The organism is Sulfidibacter corallicola (genome assembly GCF_017498545.1).
GTDB classification, from domain to species: domain Bacteria; phylum Acidobacteriota; class Holophagae; order Acanthopleuribacterales; family Acanthopleuribacteraceae; genus Sulfidibacter; species Sulfidibacter corallicola.
In genome coordinates, this window is sequence record NZ_CP071793.1 from 1,218,261 (window position 1) to 1,239,403 (window position 21,143).

The following is a 21,143-nucleotide window of genomic DNA, read 5'->3' on the forward strand; positions in this document are numbered from 1 at the left end:
CGACCCGCGGGCCCGGCCCGCAATCCGTCATTTGCCCGCTTTGAACGCGAACAGCTTGGAACGGCTGGCGATGTACAATACGCCGTTCGCTGGGGAAGGCGTGGTGTAGACCGCACTGCCCAGGTTGAACTCGCCCAATACCTTCGGGGTGCGTCCCGCCTGGAGAATGCAGATGTCGCCGTCCTCGTCACCGATGTAGATCTTGCCGTCGACCACCATGGTCGAGCCCCACACGGCGGCGAACAGATCGTGTTTCCACACCTGCTTGCCGGTCTTGAAATCGACGGCGTGCAGAATGCCGTCCAGTTCGGAGATGTAGATCAAGCCGTCGTGGATGGATGCCGTCGACATGGTGCGGCCGAACTCTTTGCCGCCGTAGTGCCACTTGGCGCCGGTCTTGGTGATGTCGCCGGTCTTGGTGGCGTCGATCGCGTAGAAATGGCCGATCCCCGATCCGTGTTCGGGATCCTGGCCGACACCGATGATGACCTGATCCTCGTGGACGACCGGGGTCGAAATCAGGTTGTTGCGGGTACCGGTACCGCCCAGCTCCCAAACGGAGTCCTTGGGGTTGCAGTCGAATTTCCAGATCAGCTTTCCGGACTTGGGCTCCAGTGAATACACCCAACCGTCGCCGCCGGGGAAAATGACCTGGGGTTTGCCCTTGATGACCGCGTAGGCCGGCGAGGACCACTGGCCGTGGAGAACTTTCTCCAGCTCGCCGTATTCCCACACCAACTTGCCGGTCTCGGCATCCACCGCGATGAAGCTGGGCGAGATGGGGGAGGGCAGGTTGAGGTGTCCTTCGTCGACGCCGTTGCCCGTGACGAGGAAGACCAGACCGTCCTTGACCAGGGGAGACGAGGTGGCCAGGTTGTGGGGAAACACACCCAGCTCTTCCATCATGTCGTAGGACCAGATGATGTCGCCGTGCTTGTCGCCCTTGTAGGTTTCGTTCTTGTAGGGGCCGTCGTTGCCGTTGGCCAGCCCTTCCACGTCGGCGCAGATCAGCTCGCAGCGGTTGTTGACGTAGTAGAGACGCTTGCCCACCACGTGCGGAGTGGAACAGACGCCCTGCAACGGCCAATCGTTGACGCGCCCGGCCTTCAGCTTGTCATGGACCATCTGCCACAAAAAGGCACCGTCCGATTCGCGGAAGGCCATGATCACCCCTTTGTCGCCCTTGATCTTGGGGTCGAGCTCGGCCTGGTTGTTGGTTCCGACAAAGATTTTTCCGTCGGAAATGACCGGGTTGCCGTAACTCTGCGAACCGAGCTGGGCCACCCATTTGAGCTCGGGATTGTCTTTGGCGGCCAATTTGGTGGGCATACCTTTTTCGGTATGGTTCACCATGTTGCGATGCAACTCGCCGCCCCATACCGGCCAATCGGCGGCGGGCGCCGCGGTGCCGATCACCGCGACCAAAAGGCAAAGGAAAACCTTGTGCATGAATGTCCTCACTTCATCGGTTGTTCCGAACCGGGAATCGTTGACGGGGGTCGGAGTAAGGTGGCGCGCCCTCATGGGTGTTGTTCCACCTTGACGTTGTCATAGAAAATTTCGGTACCGGGAGAGGTGTCGGTGATGGCCACCGAGTAGCCGTACAGACCCGGGCTGCCACCGGTGTTCGGGGCGGGGTCCGTCATCTCGATGGTCCATGCCTCGGGCTCTTCCGTGCCGCGCTCCCATACCTTGCCGCGGACGATGCCCTTGCCGTCGACAATATCGTACGACAGTTTCGCCGAATACCACTTCTCGGCTTCCCAAGCGAAGGGAACGTCGACCTGCAGTCGGGGCATGGGGTCCCAGGTCACCAACCGCACCACGCGCTTGCGCACCGTGCCCATCATGATCATGAAGTAACGGGAGTTGATGAGACCCATGTCCGGCACGAACCGCTTGCGCTTGGCCTTGCCGTAGATGTCGGCCTGAACGGTGTAACCCGCGGGCAACGGCGGCATGACGTAGTTGCGCATCCGCGCGAAGGGCGGATAGGGGTTGTTGGCCAATTTTTTCAGGACCTTGCCGCCGTCGAACGCGACGACCTGGCTCTTCGATTTGGAGGTGATCCAGCCCGCCGGCGGAACGCCTTCCTTCAAGTCCTCGAAGTCTTCCGTATAGGGAAGTTTGGGGAACACGCGCAGCCGCGCCGAAGTCTCCAGATCGCCGTATTTGGCGGTGACCACCCCACCCGAGGTGTTGGTGGTGGCGGACGCGGTGAACGTGGTACCGCTCAACTTGCCCGGCAGGCCCTTGAGGGCCAGCTCGGCCTTGACTTCACCCAGGGTGCGTCCCTTGGCGTCGAAGGCCTTGACCTCGTAGGATACCGAATCGCCCGCGCTCACCCAGGTCTCGGCGGGTACGAGCTGAATGCTCGCCGCCTTGCCGGAACCCTTCGGCGCCTTTTGCGATTTGGCGCGGCGTGCCTTGGCGGCCTTGGCCCCCTTTTTCTCGGTGCTGATGCAGTAAATGTCTTGAATGGTCGGCAGCAAAACCCGGTTCTGGGCCACCGCCGGCGATCCGAAGATTTCGATGGGTGAGCCGTCTTCCTGGCGGAAAACCTCCTCATCCAGGCGTTTGGCCCCTTTTCTGGAGACTTCCAGGATGTGGTAGGCCCCGTTCATTTCGCCGATGTAGACCTTGCCGTCCACGTAGACTCCCGAGCCGCGGGCCGCCGTGCCGTAGTTGAAGGACCAGAGCTCCTTACCGGTGGCCGGGTCGATCCCGTAGAGGTTGCCGGAGTTGTCCGAAACCATCAGGAGCTTGTCGGCCAGGGTCGGTGAACTGTATCCGACGGCCAACCCGTCGATCCGCCACAGTTCCTTGCCGGTGGCGGCGTCGAGGGCCAGCAAGCGGCCCATGTCCGCACTTTCCAGGTTTTCCTCGCTGTGCCCGATGAAGACGCGCCCGTCCGCGTAGGCCGGTGATACGTTGATGCCGCGTTTGCTGAAGGGATGACTCCAGACCAGCTCTCCGGTGTCGGCGCGAAGGGCCTGAATGGTGCCGTCGGCCATGCCGCTGAAGAAGAGCCGCTGGTCGTCCACCGTCGCCAGCAGCGGGATCGAGTAGGTGGTGTCCAGGGGTCGGCCGCTGGTCGTCGACCACCACAGGGTCTCACCGGTTTTCTTGTCGAGCGCCAGAAAACGGTGGTTGGGTCTGGCGTGGGGACCCCAGCTACTGTTCATGACGCCGATCAACACCTTGTCGCCGTCGATGAAGGGCGAATGCACGCGACCGCCGTAACCGGAAATGCGGCCGAACTGTTCCGTCAGGGAGTGTTCCCAAACCAGTTTCCCGTCCCGATCCAGGCACATGAACAGGCCCTGAACGCCGTGAGCGTAGATGTATCCGGTCTCGGGATCGGCGGCCAGGGCCGCGTTGCCGACCCGGTGGGCCACGATATCGGTCAGGAACACGTTGAAACGATGCTCCCAAACCACCTTGCCGGTGTTGAAATCCAAGGCCATGACGCGTTCTTGGGCGGTTTCGCCCGTACCGGCCAGGTTGATGAGGTAGACGTGACCGTCCATGACGAGTGGGGCCGTGCGCGTCCCGTAGGGCGCGTGCCACAAAAGGTTTTCACCGGATTGCGACCAGGTGGAGGGAAGTCCGCGTGCCTCCGCGGTACCTTGCTGGCTGGCGCCGCGCCAATGGGTCCACTGATCGGTGCCCGCGAACGCGGCGAGGTGCAGGAATAAGCACATACTCAACAACGCGCCTGTTAGGTGCCTCATAAGTGATGTCTCCTGTTGCATTCATTTGAGGTGCTGTTTCGTTCGAGCGGTAAGCCGTTTGCGAGTCCCGCTTGTGGTGACCCGCGATGTGTTGTCGCGCGCGACCGTTCGAGGCTGCGGATCGCCGGGATGCATGTCTCGAGAATGACGCGCGCTGAATCCGAAAAATGGCCCAGTCGGGGCAACCGTCCCCTCATCGTCCCGCGAGGTTCGCGTGGCGCACACCATCGGTGTCGGCCCTGATTGGCCGAGGGGTTTGATTTCCGGTTTGGGCTGTGGGGCATGGAGTCGTCTCGAATGCATTCCGCAAATACGATGTCGGTTTGACGGTGAAGCGGTCCTCGTCATGGTGAACACGGCGCATCGCCAAAGAATCGTGTGGCAATCGCAACGGAATCGAAGGCTTGTGTAGCGTGAATCATACCGCAGTATCTTGGACCTTACGATTCTAAATCACAAAAGTTGAAGTGGTTGCGGCGTATGGCGACGCCTGGGAAACAGGTGATCCAACCCGATCCCTCGTCCTCACTCCAGGCCGCCTTCGCCGACGCTTTGCAACAAAAACCGTGGAGATGGGTATGGATTTGTCATAATGAATTTGGATTTCGAGGTTGTCATGGTTGTCCGCATGCAGGCGAATCGATCCAGGGGAATCGAGAGTCGTTCGATCTTCCCGCCTGGCCTGTTTCGTTCCAGGTGATGGATTCAGGCGCGTCCGAGAGCCCTTCGTTTCACGGGGCCGTTTGGGATCGGGCGAGATTGCACCCGCGGTGGCGCAGGACGCCGTTCTTTGAGGGTTTTCAACATTGTTTCCGAGAGAGGGTTTGGCATGAAGACGTTACAGGAAAAGGTCGCCGAGGGACGCGAACGCCTCGATGCTCAGGTGCGCGAGGTGGTGAATTGGCACTTCGACCCCGATACCGGCACGCCCTTTTGGTTGGAGTATGCCGCCAAGCTGGATTTCGATCCCAGGGATCGCATTCGCGGCTACGATGATTTGAAATTGCTGGGGAGTTTCCAGGACGAATGGTTGCGCCGCATCCCGGTGCGCAAGTGGATCCCGCAGGGCTTCGCGAACCAGCCGGTCTCCGTGTTCGAAACCGGCGGTTCCACCGGCGTTCCCAAATGCCGCATCAACATCAACGATTTTCGCGTGGACTACGAACTCTTCAGTGAAACGCTGAACGACGAGACCTTTCCTAAGGGGGCCGATTGGCTGATGGTCGGTCCCACGGGGCCGCGCCGCCTGAGGCTGGCCATCGAGCACCTGGCCCAACATCGCGGCGGCATTTGCTTCATGGTCGACCTGGATCCGCGTTGGGTGAACAAATTGATCAAATCCGGGAACCACAAGGAATTCATGGCCTACCGCCAGCACGTCGTGGATCAGGCGCTGGTCCGGCTCAAGGCCCATAAGACCATCAAATGCCTGTTCACCACCCCCAAATTGCTCGAGGCGATCTGCGAGAAGGTCGATCTGGAAGCGCTGGGCATCACCGGCATTTTTTGCGGTGGAACCGAGATGAACGCCCAATTCCACCGTTTCGCCAAGGAAGAGCTGGTCCCCAACATCGATTTCGTGCCCACCTACGGCAATACGCTCATGGGGTTGGCGTGCCACAAGCCCCACGTTCCCGGCGACGGGTACACCATCACCTACTATCCGCCGCTGCCCAGGGCCGTGTTCGAGCTGGTCGATCCCGATCGCCCGGAACGCACCGTGGATTACGGCGAGACCGGCAGGGTGATGCTGACGACCCTGACCAAGGAATTCTTCGTGCCGCGCTTCCTGGAGCGGGACGAAGGCGAGCGGGCCGAACCCATCGATCGCTATCCCTGGGACGGCGTGAGCGGCCTGCGCCTGTTCACCCGCTTCCAGGAGTCGGTGGTCGTGGGGGTCTATTGATGAAACACCTTCCCATCCTGCGCGCGGGACGACCCTACCGGAGCCTGACGCGCCAGACCTTGACCGACATTCGCAACGGAGCGCCGGTGGCGGAAGTGAGTCAGGCCAATGGGGGCTTGATCGCCCGCGACCTGCTGGGTTCGGCGGCGCGACAAAAAACCCTGGCCGCCCTGGACATGGCCACCTTGATCGACGCCTGTGCCCGGGCGGCCGACCTGTTCCTGGAGGCCGAGTTGCCCCTGGACGAAGCCTCGGGCACCACCCAGACCCGCGACGACTTTCTGGCCGACCAATCGGCCACGACCGGCTTGCCCCGCGTTCTATGTGAACGCAACATGGAGAAGATCGCCACGGCGTTGCGGCTCATGCCGGACATTTTGCGCGGTTTGAGCCGCGGGGTCGACTTGGATCGGGTCACCCGCGATTATCGCCGCGAGGCCGACGCACTCGGCGCGATTCTGCCCAGCAACTCGCCGGGCGTCCATTCGCTGTGGGTACCCGCCCTGGCGATGAAGGTTCCCGTGGTTCTCAAACCCGGAGCCCAGGAGCCCTGGACCCCGATGCGCATCGCCCAGGCGATGATCTCCGCGGGTTTTCCCGCCGAGGCCTTCGGCTTCTATCCCACCGATCACACCGGCGCCGGCGAGATCCTGATGCGTTGCCAACGCGCGCTGTTCTTTGGCGACGCGCGCACGGTCGACGCCTGGCGGGGCGAGGGCCGTATCCAGATCCACGGCCCGGGTTGGAGCAAGATGGTGCTGGACGGCCAGGCCGTCGATCGGCGCGAATCCCATATGGATGTATTGGTGGATGCGATCGCCGCCAATGGCGGTCGTTCCTGCGTGAACGCCTCGGCCGTTTGGGTTCCCCGGGATGGGAAGGCTCTGGCCGACGATCTCGCGCGCCGCCTCGCTGAGATTCAGGCCCGTCCCCTGGACGATGGTGCCGCCCAACTGGCCGCGTTCGCCAACCCCAAACTGGCCGAACTGCTGGACCAGCGCATCGAAGCCCAATTGGCCGAGGGCGGCGCCGAAGACATGACCGCCAAATACCGCAAGGGCCCGCGCCTGGTCACCTGCGACGGCTGCACCTTCCTCCTGCCCACCTTGATTTGGTGTGAGCGGGCCGATCATCCACTGGCCAAGGCCGAGTACCTGTTTCCCTTCGCCGCGGTGTGCGAAGTGCCCGAATCCGAAATGGCCGCCCGGCTGGGACCGACCCTGACCCTTTCGCTGGTGAGCGAGCGTCGGGATTTGATCGAAGCCATGTTGGACTGTCGCCATATCGACCGCATCAACATCGGAGCCATTCCGACCAACCGCGTCCGCTGGGACCAGCCGCACGAGGGCAACCTGTTCGAATTGCTGTACAAGCGACGCGCTGTCCAACGCGAACCGGTCTGAAACGAGAGGGGCCGAACTCTCCGATCAGCTATTCCATTCGGGAGGGGGCGACCCCTCTCGTCACCACGTCTTTTTGCCAACTTGCCAGAGAATAGGATGCTTATGACACATCACGATACCGAGTATCAACCCTTCGACCCCCATCGCGGTTTTGAATTCGTGCCCACCACGCGGGTCGTCTCGGGAGCTGGCCGATTGGCCGAAATCGGCCGCCTGGCCTTCGAGCTCGGCGCCGATCACGTGCTCCTGGTGACCGATGCGGGCCTTGTCCAGGCGGGACATGCCGATGCCGCGCGCGGTTTCCTCGAAGCGGCCGGTTTGCGCGTTTCACAGTTCGACGACGTCGTGGAAAACCCCACGACGACGACGGTCGAGTTGGGAACCCGATTCGCGCAGGACCTGGGTGACTTGAATTTGATCATCGCATTGGGCGGCGGGAGTGCGATGGACTGCGCCAAGGGCATCAATTTCCTCCTGACGAACGGCGGTCGCATGGAAGATTACTGGGGTTACGGCTTGGCTAAAAAGCCGCTGTTGCCCTCGATCGGGATCCCCACCACGGCCGGAACCGGCAGCGAAGGCCAGTCGTTTGCGCTCATCTCCCAGGAGGGAACCCATCGCAAGATGGCCTGCGGTGACCGCAAGGCGCGCTTTTCGGCCGTCATCCTGGATCCCGAACTGTTGTGCAGCCTGCCCGTCAACGTCATTGCCGCCACCGGCACCGACGCCATGACCCACGCCTTGGAGAGTTATGTCAGCACCCGCCGCAATCCGGTGTCGCAAATGTTCGCGCGCGAGGGGTGGCGGCTTCTGTCCCTGCGATTCGAAACCGTGTTGCAGGTCCAGGATCGGGTGGACGCATGGAGCGACATGTTGCTGGGCGCCCACTTCGCCGGCATGGCCATCGAACACTCGATGCTCGGCGGCGCCCACGCATCGGGTAATCCACTGACCGCCCATTTCGACGTGGCCCACGGCAGCGCAGTCGGCCTGATGCTGCCCCACGTCATTCGCTACAACCAGCAAGTGGTGCCCGAGTTGTACGAAGACCTGGCCCGCGTCAGCGGTTGGACCCCGGGCGAGTCGACCTCGCCGGGCGATTGGCTGGCGAAGGCCTTCCACGGGTATCTCGACGCCGCCGGTCTGCCCACCCGTCTCGGCATGTTCGGCATCGAGGATCACCACCTGGAGGAGCTGGCGGAAAACGCGACCACCCAATGGACGGGAAACTTCAATCCGAGGCCACTCGAAAAGGGCGATTTTCTCGACCTCTATCGAACGGCCCTCTAACCCTCCCGGTTACGACGGGCGATGGCTCGTCGACCGATCACCTGCCGGAAATCCGGCCGCGACACAGGTTCACCCGCCCCCATTTCGGAAGGAAATCCCCATGACACCTCGAAAACAACCCAATCATCGACGGGAATCCAGCGCGTTTTCGAGGGACTTTCCGAGCCGGGTCGGCCATGCGAATTAAGAACCGCCCCGGCGCGCGAAAAGGTACGGCGGCGGCTTTTTGGGTATTCTCCTGAAAAGGAGGGGCAGGTAAGAAAATTTCCATTAAAAAGCCTGGCTACTTGAATGTTACTAGGTGTTTATGGATAAAATGAGAACTGTCGCCTTTTCGTGATCCAGCCCACTTTGGAGTTGTAGGCACCCGTGATCAAATCCTTCCTTTTTCAAGCCGCGATACACGGGATCCTTCCTCGGGTCTCCGCCGCCGCCCTGCTGAGCGGGATGATCCTGTTGTTGCCCGCATCGGGCCAGGCTGAGGATGTCGCGGAGGATTGGCCCATGTACCGCGCCAACCCGTCCTTGACCGGTGCCGTAAAAGGGCATTTGGTCGACGAGCCGGCCCTGCTCTGGACGTTCGAGACCAAAGGCAACATTCAATCGAGCCCCGCGATCGTGGATGGCGTCGTCTACGTGGGCTCCATGGACGGATCTTTTTATGCGCTGAACCTTTCCGACGGGTCGCTCAAATGGCGCTTTCGCGCCGCCGACGAAATCAAGAGTTCGGCCCTGGTCCACGAGGGTCGCCTGTTTTTTGGCGACGAATCCGGCTTTTTCTATGCGTTGGACGCCCGCCTCGGTACCCTCGTCTGGCGGTACAAGACCGGCGGAAGCATCGTGTCTTCGGCCAACCTCGCCAACGGCCGCATTTATTTCGGATCCTACGATTACGTGCTCTATTGCATCGATCCCAGCGATGGGAACCTGTTTTGGCAGGCCGAAACCGACGGGTACGTGCACGCCACTCCGGTGCTCGTGAATAACAAAGTCATCATCGCCGGCTGCGACGGCATGGTGCGCCAGTACGACGCCGACGATGGCAAGCCCTTGGAGCAAATGGAGTTGGGAGGCTATGTCGCCAGCAGCCCGGCCACCGACGGCAGCCACATCTACCTGGGCACCTTTCAAAATCAGGTGGTCAAGCTGAATGCCACGACCCTGGTGGATGTCTGGCGCTACGAGCATCCGGAACGGCAATTCGTGTTCTACGGGTCACCGGCCCTGGTCGGGGATCGCGTGATCATCGGCGGTCGTGACAAGTTGATTCACGGGATCGATCGGGCAACTGGCAAAGGCATTTGGACGTACCCTGTTAGAGCGAAAATTGATGCTTCCCCGGCCGTGATCGGAGAAAAGGTGGTTTTAGGCGATATGTCCGGTCGATTGTTTGTGCTCGACAGTGCGACAGGTACCCGCATCTGGGTTTACGACACGGGCTCCGCCATCGCCGGCTCCCCCGCCTATTCTCGAGGTCGCGTCGTCGTCGGCCTGGAAAACGGTTTGTTGCTTTGTTTCGGTGAATCGACCGAAAATGATGTAGAAGCCAAGGAAGCTCTGTAAACTCTCTATCAAGGAGTGCCCCCACATGGAGACCTCTGGCAACGCCGCGCCTCGTCCCTCCGCGCCCGCAAAAACCGAAGTGGGCAGCGTTTTCATTTCGAATTACCCGCCTTTTTCCTTCTGGGGCGAAGAGGCCGTTCCCGATCTGCTGAACCGATTTCAACAACCCGTTCAGGCCGACGTGCCGATGGGGCTCTACCTGCACGTTCCCTTTTGTCGAAAACGCTGCAAGTTTTGTTATTTCAAGGTCTACACGGACAAGAACAGTCGCCAGATCCAAGCCTACCTGGATGCCGTGACCCGCGAGATCGAACGCGTCAGCGCATACCCCGCGGTCGCCGGCCGCAAACCGCGGTTCATCTACGTGGGCGGCGGCACGCCTTCGTACATCAGTGCGCGCCACCTGCGCGGCGTGTTCCGTGCGCTCGAAGCGCGATTCCCCTTCGACGAGGTTCAGGAGGTCACCTTCGAATGCGAGCCCGGCACCCTGACCCAGGCCAAGTTGGCCGCGATTCGCGAAGTGGGGGTGACCCGGCTCAGCCTCGGCGTGGAAAATTTCGACGATCAGATCCTCAGCGACAACGGACGGGCCCACATCTCCACCGAAATCTATCGCGTCCTGCCCTGGATCCGGGAGATGGGATTCGATCAGGTCAATATCGATTTGATCGCCGGCATGGTCGGCGAAACCTGGGATAACTGGAAAGCCAACATCGAAAAGGCGATCGAGGTCGACCCCGACAGCATCACCATCTATCAAATGGAGCTGCCCTACAACACCAAATATTCCCAGGGTCTGTTGAAAGGCGAGAGCGGTGAGGTGTTTGCCGATTGGGCCACCAAGCGGGCCTGGCATGATTATGCGATAAGCCGCCTGATCGAAGCTGGTTACGATGTTTCGAGCGGTTACACGATGGTCAAACGGGACAAGGCCTGCCGGTTCGTCTATCGCGATGCCCTGTGGCACGGTGCCGATTTGATTCCCCTGGGGTGTTCCAGCTTCGGTCATCTCGGCGGAGTACACTATCAAAACCATCCCTCCATCGAGCGTTATGTGGCCGCGATCGAGGCCGGGGAAGCGCCGCTGCGGCGCGCTTTCAAAACCAGCGAAACCGATCGACTTCGACGCGAAGCCCTGCTTCAACTCAAGATGGGCCGGTTACAGGTGCACCCGTTCCGCGAAAAGTATGGCGTGGATATCCGAGAAGTGTTCGCGGATCATTTGGATGATCTGGTGGCGACCGACATGGCGCATGTCGAGGGCGAGGAAATTCGGCTGACTCGGCAAGGTTTGCTTCGGGTGGATAGTCTTTTGCCCGGTTTTTATGAAGAAAAATACCGCGGGTCGCGTTATACCTGATTTCATAGCGACCCTTGTATAATATTGCTCTTAATGGGTTTCTTTCCTGTTATAGGGGTGTGGTGACATGCCCCGAGAGCAGTTATTATTAAAAAAAACATGATTTTTCTTGGAAAAGGCAAAAATTTGCGATGTAATACTGATTTTATAGATCCCTTTCTTTTACATGCCTTGGCCTGGGCTTACTTTGCCGTTCCGCCCTAGATCCGCCGTCTCCAATTCGGATCCTTTCTCGTGAAGGCCGCCTTATATCTTTTTTTCGGGTCGACGTTACTTTCACGGTTTGTACTTGGGTGCGCGTGCACGAGGCTTCCCTATGAACCGTATTTTGATTATGGAAAATGTCGGCTCTGTCGCGCAGTTGCTTTCCTATAAAATCCGCGCACGTCTTCAGTTTCCCGTCACACTCGCTCAATCCCCCCATCATGCTCGGCAGTTGGTGCGCGAATATGGCCCCAATTTCTTCGTGGGACTGATGGAATGGAACGAAACCGATATGTCGGTGGCCGATCTCGTGGCATTCACCGATGATCTGGGTTTGCCCATGATCGTTTTCGTCGACTCTCCCGGGCTCGAAGTGTCCGATTTGGATCAAGCCACCTTCATTGTCGACACCGTGCACAAGCGCAACATTCACGAAGTGGATTACGTGACCGGGCTGGTCCACCGGCTCTATCACAACCGTACCGTCAAGGTATTGGTCGTGGACGATGCCGCCTTTGCCCGCAAGCACATGCGCAATCTACTTGAACGGCATCAGTTGTCTGTGGTGGAGGCCAGCAATGGTTGGCAGGCGCTCGAGTTGTTGGAAGCACATCCCGACATTCGTCTCGCCGTGATCGACTATTTCATGCCGCGGATGGACGGGTTGGAATTGATCGGCAGGATACGCGACCGCCATCCCCCGGACGAAATGGCCATCATCGGCATTTCCGCCCACGATTCCGGCTCGGCACCGGAACGCCTGCTCAAGGGCGGCGCCAACGACTTTTTGGCAAAACCTTTTTCCAACGGCGAGTTCCTCTGTCGGGTCGTGCGCAACCTGGAGGATTTGGACTACCTCGAGGAGATCAAGGACGCCGCCTATCGCGATTACCTGACCGGACTCTACAATCGCCGCTATTTCATGGAAGCCGGGTGGAAACTGTTCGCCAACGGACGACGCGGCAACATCCACCTGTGTGTGGCCTTGATCGATGTAGACTTCTTCAAATCCATCAACGACAGCTTCGGTCACGACGTGGGCGATCGCGTGCTCTCCCAAATCGCCGAACTGTTGCAACTCCATTTACGCGAGGCCGACCTCGTCGCTCGCTTTGGTGGTGAAGAGTTTTGCGTGGCCGCACTCAATCTCGGCGATGTGGATGCCATTCGGTTGTTCGAAAAGGTTCGTCGGCTCATCGACGAACATCGCTTCCAGGTCGGCAGCAACATCTTGCGGGTGGCCGTCAGTATCGGCGTCTGCACCCACCTGGGCAACTCGCTCGAAGAAATGATCTGCGAAGCCGATCGCAGCCTCTATCGCGCCAAACACAAAGGGCGCAACAATGTGGTGGTTAACATGGCCTGATTCGTTCAGGCCGGGTGCAACCCGAGAGGACGTGCGGAGCCTCGTGCTCCGCACGCTTTTTCCGTCTACTTGCCTTGGCCCAAATGCATCAACGGGAGCGGGTTGGGGCTGTCGCCGTTGATGAAATAAATCTTCGCCGCGGGATCTTTCGACATTTCCTTCAGCGCCTCCATGGCTTGAAGCTGAAGGTACAGCGGATTCGAGCCGATGGCCTTGTTCAGTTTTTCGATCTCGTAGGCCCGTGCGTCGGCTAGGGTGCGGACCTGCGTGGCTTGTTCCTCGGCCGCACGGCGGCTGGCTTCCGCCTCTGCGATCGTTTGCTGCTGCTCCGTGCGGAAGCGTTCCAGTTCGGCCTTTTGCCGTTCCACGGCCTGCTCGCGCTCTTTTTTCGCTTCGATGGCGCGGGTGATGAACTCGGGCAGGGTGATGTCGCGAATCAGGACCGCTTCCACCTCGATACCCTTGGGTTGCAGGTAGCTCACCAGCTCCGTCAAAATCGAGGTCTGTAACCGCTGTTGGGTTTCTTCCAGGAAGAAGTCTTCGGCACGGGGGATGGATTTCCCCTGTTCACGAATCACGGATCTCAGTTTGGGAACGAGGTGGACCTGAATGGCGGCGTCGGCGGTTCCGGTTTCCTCGAGGATTTTGGGAGCCATGGTGTTGATGAGTTTATATTGAATCGAGACATCGACCGTGGTTTGAAGCTGATCTTGGGAGGGGACCATGGCCCGCTCCATGTGGGTCTTTTTCCTGGCGTCGTAAATTGTCCAGCGGTACAGCGGATTGACCAGGTGAAGGCCGGCCTCGTAGGGCTGATCTCGCACTTTCCCGAAGAGCGTGACCACGCCGACGTGGCCCGCCTCGATCGTTTTGATGCACTTGAATCCAGCAAGAATGACGATACCCACGACTGCGAGCGCCACGATGCCGCGAACGGAAATACCGTCCAAACTCGGCCCCTTTCCGCGCTGCGAGCTACCGGGTGTGTACTCCATGAAACCTCCTTGGCCCGCGAGGGCCACTTTGCATGCCATTGAGTTGAGATGAATAGGTGTATTCTAGCCGGGTTTCCCGTTCCGGGGACAACAACCGCTCGCCTTTTCGAGGTCGTGCCGCGAATGGGCGGTTATTTTTGGACCATTTCAAATTTCCTCCACATTTTTTGGTGAATATGAAACGCGCAAGCCTTTGGGGTCGGCGCTCGAAGAGTCGAGAGCTCGGCGGGTGCCACCCCATTTTTATGGGATTGCCCCTGGAATTCACAGTTTAGGTTGGTGAAAGTGGCCCGTACCGAGATCGTTCACGCGACTGATGTCGAATCCTCTCCTGGTTTGGATAAAGCCTGCATCGAGAGTCTTGAAGAGATTATTAGAAATGGTACCAAAGACAATTACTATTCGCTCTTTCTCATCTATGGCAGGGTCATGAACGGCACTTCTCTCGAGGATGCCGTGCACCTGTTCGCGACCGACGATCTGCGGTCCCTGTATGCACGAGGCTTTCTGGAAATGGACGGTATCAACCGCGTCTTGAATGGCGAGTCCCGGTCTTTCCCGATGCACCGGTGAGGTTTTCATCGACCTCGTGGACGGTTGCCGCTCGGGAGCGGCGATCGCGACGTCTGCTTTTCGAAGAGGTCCGGCCCGCACCCGCGTCTTGGAAAGAGCCACCGCTCACCGGCGTGGTGTCCAGACCCATTTGCCTTCGCGGTCGATGTACCCCGTCTTGTGTTCCACCTGGACCATGGCCAAACCGTTGCGAAAGGGTTCCGCCCAGTCGAAGGTCGCCGGAATGACCATTTTGCCCTTGCGGTCGATGTAGCCCCAGTGGCGTTTGACCCGAACCGCGGCCAAACCTTCCGAAAAGAGGGTGATTTTTTCTCCCACGATCGAAAAGCGGGGACTGATGACGAACTTGCCCTTGGCATCGATGAACCCGTAACCGCCGCGTTCCTGGGCCAGCGCGAGCCCCTCGTGGAAGGGGTAGGCGTAACGGAACCTGGGTTTGATGATCCAGTTGCCGTCGCGGTCGATGTATCCCCACAGCCGGTTCTCACGAGCGGGGGCCATGTCTCCCGCGAAGGATTTGATCATCTTGAACCTGCCCTGCTGGCTTTGCCGTTCGTCGCGATCGATGAACCAGGTGTCGCGGTTCCAGACCACCACGGCCAGGCCTTCCGAGAAGGTGGTGGCGGCCTGGTAGAAGGGATTGATCACGAAGCGGCCGTCGCGATCGATGTAGCCGTAGCGCTCGCAGATGCGAACCAGCGCGAGCCCATCCGAGAACAGATCCGCGTCGTCGAATTGAATGCGGATGGCCAACTCGCCCTTGGCGTCGATATAGCCCCACAGGGCGCCTTCACGCACGGCGCCGAGCCCTTCCGAGAAGGGGCGGGCCTCATCGAAACGGGGCGATAGCTCCAGCTCGCCCTGGCCGTTCATGTAGCCCCATTTACCGTCGATGACCACCGGGAAGAGCGCGGCTTCCCGATTCTCGAGCTTGCCCGTGGGCGGTGCGCCGCCCATCAATGCGGCAGAGCAGAACGCGGTCCAGAGAAGACAACCAAAACCAAAACGAGACGTCCGCACACCGAATTCCTTTGTTGGGAGATAGGTATAAGGCATGGATGCGGGAGGGTGGGATGCATCCAGGAGGGGAGAGACCGGGGCTGGGTCGATCCCGGTGGGAGGTGGGCGACCGATGCCCGGCGGGGTGGAGGGAGAGAAAAAAGATTCGCTTCTCTCATCGGCCCCAACCCACATTACTTGAAAACGGGTATGGTCTGGGTTTCGGCGAAGACTGGTGTAGATAGGTAGTTTTCGCTCTCGATTGGAGGCTGTTGGGATTTTTACCACGGATCACACCGATCGACACGAATCCGGAAACCAATCTCGGTCCCAACACTTCGGGCTCACCCAAGACCGGCCTTTTTTCCTGCGGTGAATGTGAAAATTAAACAGTTTAATCTAAAGCTGTTATGGGAGGGCTCTAGGGTAGACTCGCCGCTCATCCTCCCAGCCCTCTGCGAACTTCCAAGAAACCATTCGGGCTTTTTTTCGGTGAGGAAGAGACTGTCTCCTCAGCCACTTCGTGCCCATCTCAGTGAACTTTGTGGACTCTGTTGTAGAAAAAACCCTGCCTTGATGGCCACTGCGCCTACGAAGGAATCCCCTCCTCAGGTCGCGAATCGCGGTGGCGAGGGGTGCTTGATCAATCCCGCTTCTTCCGCATAGCGATAGAAGAGTGCAAGGCTGGCCAGCTCCGGTTCTCCCAGGTCGTAATGGATGTTGGTGTGGAAATAGTCGAGGATGTCGTTTTCGGGTAAGGGCCAGCGCGCGCGAATGTCGTCCATTCGGGTGGCGATGCGCGGCATGCCGTAGGCCTTGGCGCGATTCAAGATGTCGCAGACCGCCGCTGTGTTCGCACCCCTGCGGATGGCCCAGAAGGCGAAAACGAACGGCAAACCCGTGTCGCGGTTCCACTCGCGGGCCAGATCGATGTGATCCACATCCTGGGGGAGTGCGCGGAGGGCCGCATCGCCGATGATCAGCGCGGCGTCGGCCTCCGCGAGCATGGGCTCGGCCTGGGGCGTCATCGTGATGAACTGCGGCTGAAAGCCGAATCGACGGTGGAAGAGAATGCGCAACAACGCCACCGAAGACCGGGAAAAGCGGTCGAGGGCCACGGTTTTCACGTCCGAAAGCGGTTTGCGGGTGAGGATCAGCACCGAGCGGACTTCGTGCCGGCTGGCGATGCAGATACCGGGTGCGATTCGGAGGTTGGCAATGCGCTGGTACTCGATCGAAGAGATCAGGCCGACCTCGCAGCGGCCGCTGGCCAGGTTGTCGGCGCACTGGGAAGGGTAATCGAAGGTGAGGTCGACCTGGCCTTCGAACAGGCCGTCCTTGAACGCCATGTTGAGCGGCAACGCATTGAGGTAATCGATGATACTGAAGTGGATGAGCCCGTTGGCCAAGGTCATGGAGCCTGCCTTTCCGCGTCGAATGGGGCGCAGGCGCCCCGCATTGGATTAGCTGAAATCGCGGCCCAAAATGACCATCATGATGATGTAACCGATGGCCAGCGGCGCCAGGAAACGCAGGGAAAACAACAAGACTTGGAAGAACTTGTTGGGATTTCCGTTCTCGTCGAGCAGGTCCAGTTCCTCGGCCGAAATGCGCGAAGGCAGGATCCACCCGACAAACAGGGTGATCAGCATACCGCCCACCGGCAGGAACCAGTTACTGGCCATGTGGTCGAAGAGATTCATGAACCCGGCTTTGTTGGCGAAAAAGGTCTCGTTCAATTTGAAGAGAAATCCTTCGGTGGCTTGACCGAAAGGCTTGAGGCCGGAAAAGAAGTCCACCGCGCCGTTGGAAAGGGCGCAAAAGGTGGAAAACACGAAGATGGTGGAAGCCGCCACGCTGGTGGACTTGATCCGCGTCCACTCCAGTTTGTCGACCAGGAGGGAAACGACGACCTCGAGCAGCGAAATGGTGGAAGAAAGCGCCGCGAACCCGACCAGCACGTAGAAGATCGGCGCGAAAATTTTCCCGGCCGGCATGCCCGTGTAAAACATCTGTGGCAGGGTGACGAACAGCATGCCGGCGGTGCTCTTGCCCATCGAGTCACGAACCTGCGGGAAGGTGAACAGGATCGAGAACATGATGATGCAGGCCATGATGGCGATGAGCGTATCCAGCAGCACGATGGCGATGGACGACTTGACAATCGAATCGTGGCGTCCCATGTAGGACCCGTAGGTGATCATGGCGCCCATGCCCAGCGAGAGGGTGAAAAACGAGTGACCCAGGGCTTCCAACAGACCGTGACTGTTGATGGCGCTGGGCGTGAACAGGAACGCCAGCGCCTGGGAGGCGCCGTCGAGGGTGAAACTGTTGAGCACCAGCAGGACCAGGATCCCCAACAGGACCGGCATCAGCACCTTGGTGGCTTTCTCGATGCCGCCCGAAATACCGCCCATGACGATGAACGCGGTGACGGTGCTGAAAACGAAGGCCAACCCTACCTGAAGCGGACCGTTGCCCACGAATCCACCGAAATCCTGGCCACCGTCGAAACCGTTCAACGACCAATTGATGCAGTTGATGAAGGAGCTGATCGACCAGCCGGCCACGACCGCGTAAAAACTGAGAATCACCAAGCCGGCGATGACGCCCATCCAGCCGACGACCGACCACCATTTACCACCGGGCAGGCCTTTCGACATTTTCTCGAGCGCGGGAACGGGGCTGGCCTGGGCACGACGTCCGATCAGGATTTCCGCCATCATGATCGGCATACCAATCACCGCGATACACACCAGGTAGACGAGCACGAAGCCGCCGCCGTGGTTTTCCCAAGTGATATAGGGAAACTTCCACAAATTACCGAGACCGACGGCCGAGCCGGCTGCCGCCAGAATGAAACCCAGTGAACTGCTCCACTGATCGCGTTGTTTGGACACCCCTTGCCTCCTCGCTCCTCACCGGGAACGGCCCCTATTTAGTGGTCTACCGATCCAGCCCGGGTAGGGTATCTGCATGCTGTGTCGTGTCCAAACGATCCGGCTTCAAACCGCCAGGGAACAAATCCCTCCGTTTGCGGCGGTGTTTTTTTGGAACTGGCCCGTCTTCTCTGTGTAAATGTGCGGTGCGGGAGCAGGGAAACCGGAAGGATACAACACATGCAAAAACCCAAGAAATTGATGAAATTGTCCCGGAAAAAAAGATTCAAACATAAAGAATGGTTGATCCTAACCCAGCCATGAAATCCTGTCAATTGCAAGCACTTGGTCTGGCGGCGCTTGCCTGGGATCCCGCTGGGATGAACCGACTTTTGCCGCGGTGGGGGACCCCTGGACGGGTTGGGTCCCGGGATTCGGGATGCGGGGCGAGACCGGGTGTCGGCACGGCTGGACGGCTTTGTGCGCGGGGCGGCGGCGATCGAATTGGGGCTGGGGTTTCGGATCTGGTTTATGTACCGGCTAAGCACGTGATAGTATTCGTGTTGTCGGTGTAATCCCCTGAAGACCTACAATAGCGCCAAGCCAGTCTCACCCTTTGGGGCTTGGTGTCCAATCCGGTTCCCCTTTGGGCATTCCTTAAGGTTTGCTGCCAAAGGCCGATGATAGGTTTAGCTTCCGCCTCTATACCAAAATTTTTGCTGTAAGGGTCACATCTGATGCCTGTTACATGGATGCGTTGGAACAAGTCGAACGCCCTCCTGTCCAAAGGGATCGGCTCTACTTCGGCACGTCGCGAGGCCTGCGCTCGGCGATCGCGGCCGTCCCTTGCGCGGCTGGTCGCCGCACCACTGGCCATGTTGGCGGCGCATCCCCTGTTTGCCGCAGGCGGTGGGGGACACGGCAATTCGGACATTGTCTTTCCCAAACCCTTATCCAGTTACCACGACGGGAAACTGGAGAGCGTTCTGGACATCATGCTCCACCGTGCCCAGGAGGAACCGTTCAACGTCCTGGCCACGCTCGTCTTCTTTGCGGCCATTTGCCACACCTTCATGGCCGGCCGCTTTCTGAAACTGGCGCATCACTACGAACACATTCACGAGGAACGCATCGCGGCCGGCAAAGCCAAGCCCAACACCGGCCATATCGGGGCCGGCATTCTGCACTTCTTCGGCGAGGTCGAGGTCATTTTCGGCCTGTGGTCGGTGATTTTGCTTGGAACGGTCGCCTTCTATTACGACTGGAGCACGGCCGTCTACTACCTGGCCCACAAGGTCAATTTCACCGAACCCATTTTCGTCGTCGTCATCATGACCCTGTCCGCCACGCGGCCGATCCTCAAGTTGGCCGAAATGCTGATGTGGCGGGTCGCCAACTTTTTCGGCGGGATGCTGGTCGCCTGGTGGCTGACCATCCTCACGGTGGGGCCCATTCTCGGTTCGTTCATCACCGAGCCGGCCGCCATGACCATTTCCGCCCTGTTGCTTTCCCAAAAATTCTACGAGCTCAATCCCAAAGACAATTTGAAATACGCCACCATCGCGCTGCTCTTCGTCAACATTTCGGTCGGCGGGACCCTGACCCATTTCGCCGCGCCGCCGGTTCTGATGGTGGTCGGACCCTGGGAGTGGGATCTGGCGTTTATGCTCTCCAACTTCGGTTGGAAGGCCTGCATCGGCATCGTCATCGCCAACTACATCTATTACCGGATGTACAAAACGGACCTCGAAGCGCTGCAGTTGAAGTATGCGGTCGTGCGTCTGGGCAACGAACTGCGCGTACGGCACATGCCCCGTGAAGAGCTGCTCGCCGAGTTCGAGAAGATGGAAACCATTCTCAACGACCAACTTCGGTTCGGCGATGCACTGGACGACAAGTTCGAGGAAATCAAGGTTCGCATGCGGACCAACATCGTCCGAAAACTGGTGGGTCGCGACGTGGACCTGGACAGCGAGGAGGCGGAACGCCTGTTCGACGACCTGTTCGACAAGGAATTCACCCATTTCAAGGAAACGCCCATGAGCGGCGTCGAGCTGTTCGAGTGGGCCTTCGAGAATCGGTTCCGGGAAATCAAGCAGGCGGAAATGCAGCGCGCCGTTCCTGGCCTGTTGCCCAAACACATGCAGCCGCCCTTCCTGGACCCGGATTGGAATTCCCGGGAAGATTGGGTGCCCTGGTGGGTGATGGCGGTTCACGTGGCCTTCATGATCTGGACGGTGTTCAACGCCCACCACCCGGTTCTGTTCGTGGCCGGGCTCCTGTTTTTCCTGGGGTTCTCCCAAGCCACCTCCCACTACCAGAATTACCTGGATCTCAAGGGCCCCTTGTTGGTCGGTTTCTTCCTGGCCGGGTTGGTCATTCACGGCGGTGTCCAGGGCTGGTGGATCGCCCCGGTCCTGGGCAGCCTCTCCGAATTGCCCCTGATGGTGGGCGCCATCATCTTGACCTCGTTCAACGACAACGCCGCGATCACCTACCTCAGTACCCTGGTCCCGAACATGACCGACGAGCTCAAGCTGGCGGTCGTGGCGGGTGCGGTGACCGGCGGCGGGCTGACCGTGATCGCCAATGCGCCGAACCCGGCAGGCATGTCGATCCTGAAGGGGTACTTCAAAAACGGCGTATCGCCGATCGGGCTGGTACGTTACGCGTTGATTCCGACCGTGATCATGGGGGCTTGTTTCTACCTGCTCTGACCGGAGGGTTCGGCGTTGTGACGGCCGTTTATTGCTTCCTGGTTGGTTTTATTGCCTTTACCACAGAGTCGCCGCCCAGGCCGGGGGCCCGGGTTTCAGGTGGGTAACTGATCGAAGCGAATCGTTTGGGAGTTCCCGCATTCACGAAAGGGGC

The 21,143-nt window shown here is 59.5% G+C and carries 14 protein-coding genes; 8 read left to right on the top strand and 6 right to left on the bottom strand.

What is annotated here, in order from left to right; genetic code table 11:
• Positions 1-27: 27 nt before the first annotated feature.
• Together J3U87_RS03580 and J3U87_RS03585 are read right to left on the bottom strand one after the other, a co-directional pair.
• A complete protein-coding gene (locus tag J3U87_RS03580; protein WP_237381658.1) occupies positions 28-1,449 on the bottom strand; it encodes a PQQ-like beta-propeller repeat protein in 1,422 nt (473 codons plus the stop codon).
• Positions 1,450-1,520: 71 nt separating this feature from the next.
• Positions 1,521-3,734, bottom strand: a complete 2,214-nt coding sequence (locus J3U87_RS03585; RefSeq protein WP_237381659.1) for a PQQ-binding-like beta-propeller repeat protein — start codon at positions 3,732-3,734, stop codon at positions 1,521-1,523.
• Between the two features lie 829 nt (positions 3,735-4,563).
• Here J3U87_RS03585 and J3U87_RS03590 point away from each other — a divergent pair.
• The 6 genes from J3U87_RS03590 to J3U87_RS03615 all read left to right on the top strand — a co-directional run bounded on the left by J3U87_RS03590 (position 4,564) and on the right by J3U87_RS03615 (position 12,826).
• Positions 4,564-5,640 carry a phenylacetate--CoA ligase family protein gene (locus J3U87_RS03590; RefSeq protein ID WP_237381660.1) on the top strand — a complete coding sequence of 359 codons (1,077 nt, stop codon included), beginning with the start codon at positions 4,564-4,566 and terminating at the stop codon, positions 5,638-5,640.
• Positions 5,640-7,043 carry an aldehyde dehydrogenase family protein gene (locus tag J3U87_RS03595; protein ID WP_237381661.1) on the top strand — a complete coding sequence of 468 codons (1,404 nt, stop codon included), beginning with the start codon at positions 5,640-5,642 and terminating at the stop codon, positions 7,041-7,043. Before J3U87_RS03590 ends, J3U87_RS03595 begins: the two co-directional genes overlap by 1 nt.
• 102 nt (positions 7,044-7,145) lie before the next feature.
• Positions 7,146-8,333, top strand: a complete 1,188-nt coding sequence (locus J3U87_RS03600; RefSeq protein WP_237381662.1) for an iron-containing alcohol dehydrogenase — start codon at positions 7,146-7,148, stop codon at positions 8,331-8,333.
• A 369-nt stretch (positions 8,334-8,702) separates the two neighbouring features.
• Positions 8,703-9,896, top strand: coding sequence for an outer membrane protein assembly factor BamB family protein (locus J3U87_RS03605; RefSeq protein ID WP_237381663.1), 1,194 nt, complete (start codon positions 8,703-8,705; stop codon positions 9,894-9,896).
• A gap of 25 nt (positions 9,897-9,921) precedes the next feature.
• The gene (locus J3U87_RS03610; protein ID WP_237381664.1) at positions 9,922-11,256 is read left to right on the top strand and encodes a coproporphyrinogen-III oxidase family protein; all 1,335 of its coding nucleotides are present in this window, start codon (positions 9,922-9,924) and stop codon (positions 11,254-11,256) included.
• A 316-nt stretch (positions 11,257-11,572) separates the two neighbouring features.
• Entirely contained in the window at positions 11,573-12,826 is a 1,254-nt protein-coding gene (locus tag J3U87_RS03615; protein WP_237381665.1) for a GGDEF domain-containing response regulator, read from the top strand.
• A gap of 65 nt (positions 12,827-12,891) precedes the next feature.
• Here the strand turns inward: J3U87_RS03615 and J3U87_RS03620 are convergent, their stop codons facing one another.
• Entirely contained in the window at positions 12,892-13,821 is a 930-nt protein-coding gene (locus tag J3U87_RS03620; RefSeq protein WP_237381666.1) for an SPFH domain-containing protein, read from the bottom strand.
• Between the two features lie 285 nt (positions 13,822-14,106).
• Here J3U87_RS03620 and J3U87_RS03625 point away from each other — a divergent pair, with 285 nt between their 5' ends.
• The gene (locus J3U87_RS03625; RefSeq protein WP_237381667.1) at positions 14,107-14,394 is read left to right on the top strand and encodes a hypothetical protein; all 288 of its coding nucleotides are present in this window, start codon (positions 14,107-14,109) and stop codon (positions 14,392-14,394) included.
• 105 nt (positions 14,395-14,499) lie between these two features.
• On the opposite strand, the gene J3U87_RS03630 is transcribed toward J3U87_RS03625, so the two are convergent.
• From J3U87_RS03630 to J3U87_RS03640, 3 genes are all read right to left on the bottom strand, one after another.
• Entirely contained in the window at positions 14,500-15,414 is a 915-nt protein-coding gene (locus J3U87_RS03630; protein WP_237381668.1) for a WG repeat-containing protein, read from the bottom strand.
• 587 nt (positions 15,415-16,001) lie between these two features.
• Positions 16,002-16,808: a menaquinone biosynthetic enzyme MqnA/MqnD family protein gene (locus J3U87_RS03635; RefSeq protein WP_237381669.1), complete on the bottom strand. Its 807-nt coding sequence runs from the start codon at positions 16,806-16,808 to the stop codon at positions 16,002-16,004.
• 48 nt (positions 16,809-16,856) lie between these two features.
• On the bottom strand, positions 16,857-18,293 hold the full coding sequence (locus J3U87_RS03640) for a sodium-dependent transporter (protein ID WP_237381670.1): 1,437 nt from the start codon (positions 18,291-18,293) through the stop codon (positions 16,857-16,859).
• A 716-nt stretch (positions 18,294-19,009) separates the two neighbouring features.
• Between J3U87_RS03640 and J3U87_RS03645 the strand changes: the two genes are divergently transcribed.
• Positions 19,010-20,989: a putative Na+/H+ antiporter gene (locus J3U87_RS03645; RefSeq protein ID WP_237381671.1), complete on the top strand. Its 1,980-nt coding sequence runs from the start codon at positions 19,010-19,012 to the stop codon at positions 20,987-20,989.
• The last annotated feature ends 154 nt before the right edge of the window (positions 20,990-21,143 follow it).